The sequence below is a fragment of the Virgibacillus halotolerans genome, assembly GCF_016908515.1.
GTDB lineage: Bacteria > Bacillota > Bacilli > Bacillales > Amphibacillaceae > Virgibacillus_M > Virgibacillus_M halotolerans.
Window position 1 is genome coordinate 438,370 of sequence record NZ_JAFBEA010000002.1, and the last position, 13,522, is coordinate 451,891.

At 39.4% G+C, this 13,522-nt stretch carries 13 protein-coding genes; 6 read left to right on the plus strand and 7 right to left on the minus strand.

The genetic code is table 11. From position 1 onward, the window contains the following. The first annotated feature begins 27 nt into the window (after window positions 1–27). On the plus strand, window positions 28–1,380 hold the full coding sequence (locus tag JOC34_RS08310) for a CitMHS family transporter (RefSeq protein ID WP_205136283.1): 1,353 nt from the start codon (window positions 28–30) through the stop codon (window positions 1,378–1,380). An 80-nt stretch (window positions 1,381–1,460) separates the two neighbouring features. Here JOC34_RS08310 and JOC34_RS08315 read toward each other — a convergent pair whose 3' ends face one another. The 3 genes from JOC34_RS08315 to JOC34_RS08325 form a co-directional block, all read right to left on the minus strand. Beyond that, window positions 1,461–2,450, minus strand: coding sequence for an ABC transporter substrate-binding protein (locus tag JOC34_RS08315; RefSeq protein WP_205136284.1), 990 nt, complete (start codon window positions 2,448–2,450; stop codon window positions 1,461–1,463). 199 nt (window positions 2,451–2,649) lie between these two features. Further along, window positions 2,650–3,414, minus strand: a complete 765-nt coding sequence (locus JOC34_RS08320; protein WP_205136285.1) for an ABC transporter permease — start codon at window positions 3,412–3,414, stop codon at window positions 2,650–2,652. Next, window positions 3,398–4,180, minus strand: coding sequence for an ATP-binding cassette domain-containing protein (locus tag JOC34_RS08325; protein ID WP_205136286.1), 783 nt, complete (start codon window positions 4,178–4,180; stop codon window positions 3,398–3,400). The genes JOC34_RS08320 and JOC34_RS08325 overlap by 17 nt, the downstream gene beginning before the upstream one ends. A 213-nt stretch (window positions 4,181–4,393) precedes the next feature. Between JOC34_RS08325 and cysK the strand changes: the two genes are divergently transcribed. The 3 genes from cysK to JOC34_RS08340 all read left to right on the plus strand — a co-directional run bounded on the left by cysK (window position 4,394) and on the right by JOC34_RS08340 (window position 7,245). Then, window positions 4,394–5,305, plus strand: a complete 912-nt coding sequence (gene cysK, locus JOC34_RS08330; RefSeq protein WP_205136287.1) for a cysteine synthase A — start codon at window positions 4,394–4,396, stop codon at window positions 5,303–5,305. A gap of 227 nt (window positions 5,306–5,532) precedes the next feature. Then, window positions 5,533–6,456 carry an LCP family glycopolymer transferase gene (locus tag JOC34_RS08335; protein ID WP_205136288.1) on the plus strand — a complete coding sequence of 308 codons (924 nt, stop codon included), beginning with the start codon at window positions 5,533–5,535 and terminating at the stop codon, window positions 6,454–6,456. A gap of 177 nt (window positions 6,457–6,633) precedes the next feature. Then, complete coding sequence (locus JOC34_RS08340) at window positions 6,634–7,245, plus strand: YpjP family protein (RefSeq protein ID WP_205136289.1); 612 nt, start codon at window positions 6,634–6,636, stop codon at window positions 7,243–7,245. A gap of 72 nt (window positions 7,246–7,317) precedes the next feature. Here the strand turns inward: JOC34_RS08340 and JOC34_RS08345 are convergent, their stop codons facing one another. Then, the gene (locus JOC34_RS08345; RefSeq protein WP_205136290.1) at window positions 7,318–7,773 is read right to left on the minus strand and encodes an SRPBCC family protein; all 456 of its coding nucleotides are present in this window, start codon (window positions 7,771–7,773) and stop codon (window positions 7,318–7,320) included. Between the two features lie 308 nt (window positions 7,774–8,081). Here JOC34_RS08345 and JOC34_RS08350 point away from each other — a divergent pair, with 308 nt between their 5' ends. Beyond that, complete coding sequence (locus JOC34_RS08350; RefSeq protein WP_205136291.1) at window positions 8,082–8,792, plus strand: gamma-glutamyl-gamma-aminobutyrate hydrolase family protein; 711 nt, start codon at window positions 8,082–8,084, stop codon at window positions 8,790–8,792. 6 nt (window positions 8,793–8,798) lie between these two features. Then, window positions 8,799–9,755 carry a dipeptidase gene (locus JOC34_RS08355; protein ID WP_205136292.1) on the plus strand — a complete coding sequence of 319 codons (957 nt, stop codon included), beginning with the start codon at window positions 8,799–8,801 and terminating at the stop codon, window positions 9,753–9,755. Window positions 9,756–9,876: 121 nt separating this feature from the next. On the opposite strand, the gene JOC34_RS08360 is transcribed toward JOC34_RS08355, so the two are convergent. From JOC34_RS08360 to JOC34_RS08370, 3 genes are all read right to left on the minus strand, one after another. Then, window positions 9,877–10,980 (minus strand): M24 family metallopeptidase, encoded by a 1,104-nt coding sequence (locus JOC34_RS08360; RefSeq protein WP_205136293.1) that lies wholly within the window; start codon window positions 10,978–10,980, stop codon window positions 9,877–9,879. A gap of 212 nt (window positions 10,981–11,192) precedes the next feature. After that, a complete protein-coding gene (locus JOC34_RS08365; RefSeq protein WP_205136294.1) occupies window positions 11,193–12,278 on the minus strand; it encodes a DUF1646 family protein in 1,086 nt (361 codons plus the stop codon). A 119-nt stretch (window positions 12,279–12,397) separates the two neighbouring features. Beyond that, a complete protein-coding gene (locus tag JOC34_RS08370; RefSeq protein ID WP_338062652.1) occupies window positions 12,398–13,195 on the minus strand; it encodes a carbon-nitrogen family hydrolase in 798 nt (265 codons plus the stop codon). Window positions 13,196–13,522: the final 327 nt, after the last annotated feature.

Genomic DNA, 13,522 nt, shown 5'->3' on the forward strand with positions numbered 1-13,522 from the left:
GTATTTGTAAAGCGGAAAGGAGAGATTATGTTGGATCTTAGTTTAATTGGTTTTGCAACGATATTAATTATCGTATTACTACTTATAAGTGGTAGAGTTACGCCCATTATTGCATTGGTATTAATCCCGATACTTGGTGCTTTCATTGCCGGATTTGGTATCGGAGAAATTGGCGGATTTTTTGATGAAGGAATTGTTGATGTTATTAATGTAGTTATCATGTTTATTTTCGCGATCCTTTTCTTTGGCATTATGCAAGATGTTGGATTGTTTGATCCATTAATTAACGGATTGATAAAAATATCGCGGGGGAATATTATCGCGATTAGTGTCGGAAGTGTTGTCATCGCAGCGATTGCACATCTAGATGGGTCTGGTGCATCGACATTTTTGATTACGATACCAGCGCTGCTTCCGTTATATAAACGCTTGAAAATGAATCCTTATTTATTACTTTTATTAATTGGTGGAAGCGCAAGTGTAATGAATATGGTACCGTGGGCCGGTCCTTTAGGGCGAACTGCCTCCGTTTTAAAAATGGATGTTACTGAATTGTGGAGACCACTTATACCTATCCAAGCTATTGGTATGGTTTTGATGATTGGTATCGCTATCTTTTTTGGACTTATGGAGAAACGCCGTATCAGTAAAAAGTATGGATCACCTGAAGCAGCTGCAGCTGTGGATGTTGGGTTAGAGGATGAAGAAGAGGAATCAAGTGAAGAAAGTTCGGAAACAGCAGCCAAAAAGAAATCTTTGGCCCGTCCCAAATTATTGTGGATTAACGTTATTTTAGCGGTTGGTGTGATTGGAATTTTAGTTTGGGGAATTATTCCCGCAGGATTTGCGTTCATGATTGGCGTCAGCGTTGCATTGCCAATTAACTATCCAAAAATAAATGATCAAATGGAACGGATTCGAGTTCATGCGCCGAACGCATTAATGATGGCAACCATTATTCTTGCTGCTGGTTCATTTTTAGGTATCTTAACGGGTACGGGTATGCTGGATTCCATTGCAACAGATGTTGTAAAAATTCTACCAGCATTTGTAGCGCCATATCTACATTTGATCATCGGTTTTTTCGGTGTTCCGTTTGATTTATTACTGAGCACAGATGCCTATTATTTTGCATTATTGCCTGTTGTTGATCAAATTGCCAGTGGTTTTGGAATTGGCTCCTTATCAACTGCATATGCAATGGTTATCGGTAATATTGTCGGTACGTTTGTCAGCCCGTTTTCACCAGCGTTATGGCTTGCGTTAGGTTTAGCAGGACTGGAAATGGGACGTCATATTCGTTATTCTCTTTTGTGGATGTGGGGACTTAGTATCGTGTTATTGTTCGTTGCAGTGTTGCTCGGAGTTATATCTATTTAACGATGAAACGCCTACAAGCGGAAAATCTTGTAGGCGTTTTGGCATTTATATATGTGATTGATCCACATGCTTATCCTTGCTTACTGTACAAAGCTATTATCAACAAACTTGGAGAAATCAGGCTCTTCTTTTAGAAATTGTAATTCAAAGGAGGAGCTTCCGAATTCTTGAATAGCTGCCGGATCGATGTCGTATTGGAAATCCGTTCTGGTTAGTGCTTTTTCCATTACTGCTTTTTCAAGCTTTTGTCCGGTTATATCGTCAATAGATTTGATCATAATATCGATAGATTCTTCCGGATTTTCATTGATGATATCAATCGATTCTTTATGTGCATCAGCAAGCTTTTGGACGAGTTCCGGGCTATCTTCTGCTAATTCTGTTGAAGTTACAAATATGGCTGCAGGAAAAGTTTGCCCGAAGGAAATTTCATCGGCATCGATGACGACATTCGCATCTACTTCTGCCTCCAAAACAGATGCCCATGGTTCAGGAGCTGTTGCAACGTCTACATTTCCTTTTTCAAACATGGTAGTGTATTGTGCTGGTTTTCCGGTTACATGTTTAATAGACCCACCAATACGATCTGAAGTAATACCACGTTCCTTCATGTACGTTTCGAATTGAACATCGTGTGTGCATCCGACTCGTGGAGAGATGAATGTGATGTCATTGATGTCTTCAACACTTTCCACACCACTATCTTTTCGGGACATGATGACAGTACCACCGGTTGAAGCGGCTGCGATGGCAGTGACTTCAAAACCGTTAATGTAATGGTTCATTGCCGGTCCTGGACCTACCAATCCACCTTGTATTTCACCAGTTGCTAAAGCCGTCATGAAATTAGAACCATCTGAAAAAGTTTGGTATTCCACATCTATATTGTCACCAAGCTGTTTTTCATACAAATGTTTTTCTTTTGCAATCATTGCCGGAGCATGGTTCAAGTTAGGAAAATAGCCAATAACAATCTTCTCCTTTTCGTCTTTTTGTGTAGAGCTATTTTCACCGCATGCGCCAAGTACCGCCAGTAACCCAATCAACAAAATAAGATAAATTTTCCGCATTTTACTAACCCCTTTTTATTATTAGCTGTTTTATAAAAGATTGTTGTTATTTAGCCCCCTGCACGAATACACTTTGCTTTCCGCGGGTGACCCGTGAGCATCCGACGTTATAGGAGGTACTAGTGCCGATGACGTCACAGTTGTCATCGACCTTGAACTCTCAAGTGACCCCTAATAGTTAGACAGATATTTCATTAAGTTAAGCTACTTCCTCTTCTAATCCCCAACGTTTTAACACACTTTTTTCAATGCGTTGGAACACCAGCTGATCTACAACTGAACCAATTACACCAATGATAATGATAATGCCGATAACAAGACTCATGTTGTTGAAATCGGACGCATAGGAGAGCGTGTATCCAAGTCCTGGACCAGTGCTCAAGAGTTCTGCGGCCATCAACGCTCGCCAGCTGAATGCCCAGGCAAGTTTGACGCCGGTGACTGCATAAGGAATTGCGGCCGGAACAATCACTTTGAAAAACAAATCCACCCCATTGGATCCCATCGTGCGGGCTGCTTTGAGATAGATGGGGGGCACATTTTTAATGCCAATTCGCATGTTCATTGTCATCACGAAAGTACCACCAATAATTACGACAAAGATGATCGATGCTTCGCCAAAACCGAACCAAATTATTGCGAGTGGCACCCAGACAATGCTTGGCACGCTTTGTAATGCTAAAATCATAGATCCCAATGTTTCATCAAGGGTTTTATTATTTGCCAGTAATACCCCTAAAATGGTTCCAATCACGAGTGAACAGGCTAGCCCAATAAACAAATGTCGGAAACTCGCTAAAATATCCCAAACAAGGGTCATATCTTTGAATCCTAAATAGAGTTCCTTGGCAACAGATAGGGGCGCAGGTATCATTGATTCTGGCCAGATTCCTGCTATGACAATCCCTTGCCAGAGCAAAATTAATATAAAGAAAAATAGAATTCGTTTAATCGCTACCGGCATATTGCAACTCCTCTTTCATCACTTTATCAATTTCTACCTTCAATATTTTTAGGACTTCCTCTTCTAACTCAGCCATATCCTGCTGCAATCGTGGGCGGGGCAAATCAACTTTGAAATCGGAAATAACGGTTCCAGGTCGGGCACCCATAATAATGACACGGTCAGAAAGTTTAATGGCTTCTCTGATACTATGCGTAACGAAAATGATCGTTTTCTCTGTTTCAAGCCAAATACGTTCCAACTCTTCCTGCAGTATAATTCTTGTTTGTTCATCCAGTGCTCCAAATGGTTCATCCATTAATAGCAATTTCGCGTTCATGGCAAGTGCCCTGGCAATGGAAACACGCTGCTGCATTCCGCCGGAAAGCTCATGCGGATAGTGGTCCGCAAATTTGCTGAGATGAACCATTTTTAAATAACTTGCTGCGGACTGTGCACGCTCTTTTTTATTCATTTTTTTCCGTAATGGAAAGGTGACATTCTCGTTAACTGTCATCCATGGAAATAGTGCCGATTCCTGAAAAACCATGCTCTTATCTGGACCTGGTGCTGTGATTGCCTTATTTTCCAACAGTATTTTTCCTGTTGAAGGTCTGGACAAACCAGCGATGATCGATAAAAGTGTGGACTTACCACATCCGGATGGACCAAGTAAAGAAACAAATTCACCTTGTTGAATAGCTATATTAATATCATGGAACACAGATAATGGCGGATTTTTATCCTGCTGAAACGTTTTGGATATGTCACTGATCGATAGATACACGCTATTCTCCTCCTGAACATACATATACTAATTATTCCCATTGACTTTATATGAATTAAACGTATTGTAGCATGTTATTCCTTTTTTTCCAATAGTAAAAATCTAAATGGAGACAAAGCTATTGCTTGATCGGCTGGATTATTGTTAATATGTATAGTATGTTAATCGGAATAAAATGTTTTAGGAAAATATATGGAGAGGAAGCTGTCATCTATGAAAATTGCTAATAATATAACTGAATTAATTGGGAAAACCCCAATTGTGAAATTGAATAAATTGGTTCCAGAAGGGGCCGCCGATGTATTTGTGAAACTGGAAATGTTGAATCCGAGTAAAAGTGTGAAAGATCGTGCAGCTTATAATATGATTAAAGTCGCAGAGGAAAAGGGATACATCACTCCCGGGGATACGATCATCGAGCCGACTAGTGGGAATACTGGTATCGGACTTGCGATGACGGCGGCGAGTAAAGGCTATCAATCCATATTGGTGATGCCTGATAACATGACCAAGGAACGTATTAATATTTTGCAGGCGTTTGGGGCTAAAGTCGTATTAACGCCAAGTGCGGAAAAGATGCCGGGGGCAATCAAAAAGGCGAAGGAATTACAGGAAACGATTCCTGGTAGCTTTATTCCACAACAATTTGAAAATGCAGCCAATCCGGATATCCACCGGCATACCACAGCGCTGGAGATTTTTGAACAAATGGATGGAAAACTCGATGCATTTGTAGCGACTGCAGGAACTGGCGGAACAATAACGGGCACCGGAGAAGTATTAAAGGAAAAAATACCGGGGTTATATATTGCAGTGGCAGAACCAGCAGGATCTCCAGTTTTGTCAGGGGGAAAACCCGGAAAGCACAAGCTTGTGGGCACAAGTCCAGGATTTATCCCAACTATTTTAAATACAGCTATTTATGATGAAATTATGCAAATTAAAGATGATGACGCGGTTGCGATGTTTAAAAAGATACCAAAGCAAGAGGGGATTTTCCCCGGATTATCAGGTGCTGCAGCGATATATGCTGCCATTGAAGTTGCAAAGCGACTGGGCAAAGGCAAGCAAGTGTTATGCATTGCGCCCGATACAGGTGAACGTTATTTGAGCATGGATTTGTAGTCTGTTTGACTGTTGTCAGCTGCTATCTGTAAAACGTTGATTTACAGATAATATATCTCATGGAACCAACACCACACTATCTTATGAAGCATATAGATAAAATGATTGAATATGTTAAACGGAGTTCTTGAGTGGCATTACTTGATTTTTGTCGAAAGATAGTTTTGTAATAGATCGAAATACAGTGTATAATGTACTAGATTGTAAGATAATGTGGGGTGGTTTATGTGAGTAGATCAAATAAAAAGAAATCAAAGAAATTGTGGTTGAAGATACCAATTATTGTAATTATCGTTGTTTTACTTGGTGTTGGTACATATGCTTTCATGGTTTACAATAATGTTAAGAAAACGGTTAATGACAAGATGCATGATCCTGTGTCATCGATTGATCTTGGACTGGCAAAGGGAAAAATTAAAGGAACAGAGCCGTTAAATATTTTGTTAATGGGGATCGATACAGAGGAAAGTGATAAAGGACGTTCAGATGCGCTGATGGTCCTTTCGGTAGATCCAAAAAAAGATACGATGCAGTTGATTAGTATACCGCGTGATACCAGGACAACAATTGTTGGAAAAGGCAAAGAAGACAAGATTAATCACTCCTATGCATTTGGGGGATCAGATATGACCATTGCGACGGTAGAAGAATTTCTGGACGTTGAAATGGATTATTATGTGCGCATGAATATGTCCGGACTTCAGGAGCTTGTAGATCAAATTGGTGGTATTACAGTAGGCAATGATATCGCCTGGAAAGATGATAAATACGATTTTGAATTTGGTCCAACCGAAATGGACGGGGACAAAACGATGCATTTTGTTCGCATGAGGAAACAAGATCCAGAGGGTGACTTTGGACGAACCAAACGACAGCGTCAAGTGATCCAAGGGATCGTTGATAAGGGCGCAAGCGTGGGTTCTATCACAAAGATTGATGGCATGATTGATATTTTAGGAAATAATATGGCAACCAATTTAGACTTCGATGATATGAAAAAATTGCTTTCCGGGTATAAAGATACGAGAAAGAATTTCGTTGAATATCAGATGCAAGGTGAAGGATCAATGATTGATGGCGTTTATTATTTTATTGTACCGGAAGAAGAGATTTCGAAGGTACATGATATGATTGCAGATATTAAATCGTAATAGAAAACTCCTGTCCATACTGTGAATAACAGCATGGACAGGAGTTTTTTGTTGAAATACTGTGCTATTATCTTTCCATCGACTCAATTAATGGAGAAACCGTTAAGATTATAATAGACTTCTCCCAATATTATGGTAAAGTTTAAGTAGGTGTTATAGAAAGGAGATTTCTATCCTATGAAACTTTGGATGAAAAAGATATCCGTATTTCTTATTACATTAGTTACACTGGGGGCTTACACCCCACCGATCAACTTAAATCCTGATACTGATAACGAAGAATTTGTTTCTGCGAAATCGAGTGAGCGCGAGGAAGTCTCTGTTCCTACATTGGATGTTGCGGAAGATATAGAAGATATAAGTGATATTAATGAACGCGATTCAGAAGCCTACATACTTGATGCGATTACCGACCAGGCAAAGGCACATACGATTGCAAAACTGGGACCAAGAATTACCGAACAAGTCGATCCTGATTTAGCCGCAACGATACTTCCAAATATGGAGGTAGTACTGCAAATGATATTAGCGGATGCTGGGAAAGAACAGATTAATTACTACGGTATTTCTGAGTTGCCATCGAAAGGATATGGGGAGCGAATCTTCAATATTCATGATTATCATGCCCGAAAGGATGTTGCCAGATTTGATGTGCGTCGAGAGAATCGACCTGGTGAGGGTTATTGGTTTAATTTTCATTATCATTTAAGCGAGGATGGATTTGAAGAACACTATCAAATTGGCGAAATTTATTGGGATAAAAATATGCCACCGAAATGGATGGCGTGATGTATGAAACAAGTACCTGCGATGATGCAGGTGCTTGTTTTTTATAGGATGATTTAATCCGAAGCTACAAGTCTAATTCGTCACTGTTTCCATTTGGTTCATTTTTTCTGCAATTGCTTCGGTTAATTGCTGCGTTGTTTTGGGAACGAACGATTTAAGGACTGTATTGATCATTGGTCCCTTTAAACCTTTTGCTGTAATGTTAAGGAATCCGGTTACTTTGGTCAACTTTTCGTGCACAGATGTTGCTTCAAAATAGCCATCACCTTTAAAGTTGTCATCGAGCCCAGTTAAATTAAAGGTTACCTTTGTAGGCTTCTGCCACTGGGTAATGTCGATTTTTAGATTAACCGTTTTTTGTACGAACCCGAGGTCTCCCTTGAACTTCCAAGTTGATTGTTTATCATTTAAAATGTCATGTTCCATATAGCCGGGGACTAATGGTGCCCATTTATTCATATCGCTGACGAAAGACCATACTTGTTCAATTGGAATATCTACCTTAAGTTGATGTTTACCACGCGGCATTTTATATCCTCCTTGCTTCTTGATAATCTCATATTTGTTTTGTTACCCTGCTTATCTTATGTGGCTCTTGCTGATTTAGAACAAAATTGTATAGAAAATGCATTTTCAATCGATAAAAATTATTTGATGTATTTCATTTAAATTATAACAGACAAAAACAATAACATAAAACTTTCTAATTAAGTTTTTGGATTTTTCTTTATAACAATACACATTTAAAGATGAAAATGATAACATGAAATTGATAATGATAGGTTACCAGGCGAACTGTTAAAAAGTGTAACGACAAAATGTCAGGAGGCAAGTTAATGAAGCCACTTATTGGGATTACCGCATCCATGGAGACAGATGAAACAAGTTATATGGTAAATCGTCATAACGTCATGGCGATCACGAAGGCAGGTGGAATTCCTGTTATGCTGCCCTATTTGTCGAAAGAAGATGTGCCGCAAATTGCTGATCAGCTTGATGGGTTATATGCGACGGGGGGCTATGATATTGATCCGACGCTGTTTGGTGAAGAACCCCATCCGAATCTCGGAACAATCATACCCGCACGTGATGCATTTGAAATTGCTTTAATGAAGCAGTTGCTCAAGATGGATAAACCGGTGCTGGGAGTTTGTCGCGGTTGTCAGATTTTAAATATTGCAGTAGGTGGAGACATGTACCAGGATATGTACGCACAAATCGATCGGGATTTGCTGCAACATAGTCAAAAAGCGCCTGCCAGCCATGCATCCCATTTTGTCGATGTCGTAAAAGATAGCTTGTTACACGAGCTGACGGGTACAGCTAGATTGAAGGTGAATAGCCGCCATCATCAGGCAAATCGGACTGTTTCCGATTCTTTTCAAATTAGTGGTACGGCAAGTGATGGCGTAATTGAAGCGATTGAAAGTAAAACACATGGCTTTGCGCTAGGTTTGCAATGGCATCCGGAAAGTATGATCGTTGTTAATGACGCAGCATCACTTGAAATTTTCCAAGGCTTTATTAAATCTTGTCAAGGGGGATAAGAAAATATGAAAATTATTGATACACATTGTGATGCATTATTAAAATTGCAATTCGGAAAAAGAACAATAAATAACGGAGGAAAACCATTGAGTTATCAGGATGACCCACAGCTTGATACCAATTTAAATCGCTTAAAAAAAGGACAATTAATGACCCAATTTTACGCGATATTTATTGAACCAGATGTACCATCTGATGAGAAATGGCAACATGCTTTAGAGCAAATTGATTTATTTTATGAAGAAGTACTTGGTAAAAACCCAGAAATAAAACATATTAAAAAGTGGGAGGAACTGAATCATTTAAAGGACGGAGAAATTGGTGCATTGCTCACATTAGAGGGCGCGGATGCTTTTGGTAATGATCTGGTTAAATTGCGTCATCTGTATCGACTGGGTGTATTGTCGATCGGCATGACTTGGAATAATGCGAATCTCTGTGCAGATGGGGCAGGGGAACCGCGTGGTGGAGGATTAACTTTGCTTGGGAAAGAAGTTGTAAAACTGAATAATGAGCATCATGTGTTTACAGATGTGTCGCATTCCACTGTAAAAGGTTTTTGGGATATATTGGAGCTATCCGATTATCCATTTGCAAGTCATTCCAATGCAAGAGCGATTTGTGATCACCCAAGAAATCTTTATGATGACCAGGTAAAAGCAATGTTTGCTAAAGATGGCTTAATTCATGTTGTCTTTAATCCGCCGTTTATTAATGAAGATCGGGAAACAGCAACAATTTCCGATTTGATTAAACATATCGATCATTTATGTGCACTTGGCGGGGAGAAACAAATTGGATTTGGATCTGACTTTGATGGGATCAGCACTTTTGTTGAAAAATTAGAAGATGCTTCAACTTATCAAAATCTGATCAATGAGCTGCTGAAGTTTTATTCAGAGGAGCAGGTTAGTGGTTTTGCTTACAAGAACTTCTTAACACATTTACCGAAAGCCTTGTAAATGAAAAGGCACTCCCCTTATGAAACACAGGGAGTGTCTTTTCGCTATTTTGCCTAGTTGCTGCACTTTTCTTTATCGCAGTTTGGCGGGCAGTAAAACTCCGACTGAATGAAGTTTCATCTTATATAATTTGCAGTTCTTTCGGGAAAGTCGTTAATACTTCTACTTCACCTTGTTCATTGATGTAAACATCATCTTCAATTCGTACGCCGCCCCAATCAGGAATATAGATTCCTGGTTCAATCGTGAACATTAATCCGGCTTCAGCGATTTGTTCATTGTTTTCATGAATAGACGGTTCTTCATGTACTTCGATGCCAAGACCATGCCCGACACGGTTGTTGAAGTATTCATCATAGCCTTTTTCTTTGATGACATTTCTTGCTGCAATGTCAAATGTCTTCACAGGTACTCCCGCTTTAACAGCATCGATACCTGCATTTGTTGATTGAAGCACAATGTCATATATTTCTTTTTGTTTTTCGGAAGCTTCACCAACGATAAATGTTCTTGTAATATCAGAACAATAGCCATCTTTGATTACACCCATATCAATTAATAAAAAGTCACCTTTTTGGATAACGCGATCCCCAGGTGTGCCGTGCGGTAATGCCGCCTTTTCCCCAGCTAATGCAATCGTTGAGAAAGATGGGCCGTCCGCACCGAATTTACGCATTAAAAATTCCAACTCAGCGGTAAAATCTGCCTCTGTCATACCGACTTTTACCTTTTTGATTCCTTCAGCCATTACCTTTTCAATGATCTCAATTGCTTTTTTCACATATTTAACTTCTGCTGGCGATTTTTTCAAGCGCTGCAAGTTAATAAATGGCTGGATATCATTATAAGCAGTTTGCGGGAAAATGGTTTGTAATTGATTATATTGGAATACACTTACCGTTTTCATTTCAATGCCAAAATGTGAAATATCTTTGCCTAGCTTTTCTTGCAATATCGCAAACGGATCTTCTTCATCAGAAATTGGAATAATATTGCTGACAATTGAAGCTTCCGCAGCCGCTTCCGCATCTAATGCTGGTACAAAAAGGATGAATTTTTTCGTGCGATTGTCTGCAACCAGTGCCATAAACCGTTCATGTGGTTCACTATTGAAGCCTGTGTAGTAAAAAACGTTTGCCGGTGTTGTTATCATTGCAACATCGATCTGCTTATCGATTAATTCATTCTGTAGCTTGGTTAACCGTTTTTGATATTCTTCTTTCATTATAAATGCCTCCTTGTTGGGGTGACGTGAACACCCGATTCTTCTATGTTAATAGAACTTTAATTATCCTGCAATTCTTTTCCCTTCCATCCAAAAAAAGACACCTCCAGAAGGAAAGTGTCTGATCGATTTATTGCAGATAACGGGCAGTAAAACCCCATTTGTTCAACTAACATTCGGAGAAGGTAGTTCCCTCCATATGAGGTTTCACTTTAACCAAACAATAATATAACGATGAAATAAACTACCATAGCGATTAGGCCAACGGGAACACCGAAGCGCGCCCATTCCAGGCTTTTAATTTTTAGCTTTCCGGCAGCGATAATATTCGGGATATTCCCCGGTATGAGCATACCACCACTGATAAGCAGACCAAGTAAAATAGCTTTAATTGTCGGGCCGTCCATGGAAGGACTAATTTCTGCAGCAGCTAATGTGGCGTTGTCGAGTACTGCTGAAATCATGTTAATCCAGTACAAAATAAGTGGACTTAGTCCAAGTAGATATTTTTCAATAAATGGTTCAAAGCCAGCACCGAGAAATGTCAGTGCCATAACAAATAAGTAAATTTTGAGACTGCGGAAAATGATCTCCCCATAAGATTCCGTCTCCATGCCGCTACCACTATCATCTTTAGTTTTGGTTTTCGCCCCAGAATCATCTCCAGGTTCTTTACTAGCAGCCATTTCGGTGGAGGACTTGTCGGAATTGCCCTTCTTAATTATAAATGCAGCTAGAATACCGAAGATAATCAACGCTGGAATAACGTCAGAACCAATTAAACGAAATAAGTAAAAGAAATCTTCATCCAATTTGCTGATTGCAATGGTTGATAGTGGTTCACCAATTGGTGTCAGTGCTGCACCCATCCCAATAGAAAAACATGCTAATATAACAAGGCGGACTTCTGATTGACGCTCCAGTTTTAGAACACTAACAACGGAGACCAGGATCACAGCGGCAACAATTGCTGTGATAACACTGGATATTAATCCCATAATAACGACAAGTAGGAAGATAAACAAGCGGTATGGCATTGCTTTACTCGTTGCGTCAATTCCTTTAGTGATAGGATCTTCAAACCAACGGAATAATAATCCTGCAAGCAGGACAGCGATGGTAATGTTGATCGGATCTACCAATGCTTTTGTAAAAAGCGGAAGATCTAGTACACCACTAATAATGGCAGCGGCAACCCCCATAATAAATAAAAAGATTTCCAAATTCCGTTCTACAAAACCAATTGTAAACGGCAAAAATAATACTAGAATTAATATAATTGTTAATCCAATGATCATAGTATCGTTCCTTTTCTATTTAATATTTTGATGTGTTAAAAAATGCTAATTTTATGTAATAATAGAATTATAACATATTTTGATACATACGATGAAGCAACTTTATTCAAGGAATATTTTTATATATTGTCATACAATGCTGGAACCCTACTGGAAAAAACAGGTACATCTTCTCTTACTTTAGGGACAGCTTCCAGATCGATTGTACTCGTAATTGTCGCTCCCATGTTCTGATCACCAGTAGCGATGATCGTTCCCCATGGATCAATGATCATAGAGGCCCCAGCGAATTTGGTATCCTTGTCTTCTCCGACTGTATTACAGGATACGACAAATAGCTGATTTTCTATCGCTCGAGCAATTTGCAAATATTTCCAGTGGTCTTTTCTCACGGCAGGCCACTGCGCAACGATATGTAACACTTGTGCACCCTGCAATGCTAGTTGTCGCGCTAATTCTGGGAAGCGCAAGTCATAACAAATAATGAGTCCCATTTTAATATGATCCAGTTCAAAGATCTGCGCCTTTTCCTGCCCACCTGTTAGATAGAGATGTTCGTCCAACATCGGAACAAGATGGATTTTATCATATTGATATACAAGCTCTCCATTACGATTAAATACAAGACTCGTATTATAAAATTGATCCGCCTTCTTATTACCGATGGATCCACCAATAATATTAATCTGATGCGTCCTAGCTAAATCACTTAAAAAAGATGCAGAAGGCTCAGCGTCCCGATCCGAAGTTCGTTCCAGTTCCGTTAATGCATAACCAGTATTCCACATTTCCGGGAGTACAATCGTATCCGGTTTATCCTGTTGGACCTGTTCCAAAAGCCAATTATGGACATTGCGACGATTGATTTCCGGATTTCCTGGAACAATTTCCGCTTGATAGATAGCATATTTCATCATTTAAAATCTCCCCCTTCAAAATCTATCCTAGCTTTACGCATAATGCCTCAAAATGTATTCGATTGCATATGTGTAAACAATATAAATTTAAATCTCTCAATCTCTAAATCATATCATGATTAACAGAAAACAACAAAAATAGTCTTTACAAATAAAGGGATGACAGCTATCATAAAGTGAAATCTTCATTCAGAAGAGGTTTAGACGCACAGGACGTGCAAATGCAGGCGTTGCGATAAGGGTGTCGCGAATTTAGTTTGCCTCCTCCTCTGAATGTTAGTTGAACGAATCAGACTTTTACTTTCCCGTTAACCAGCGATAAATATC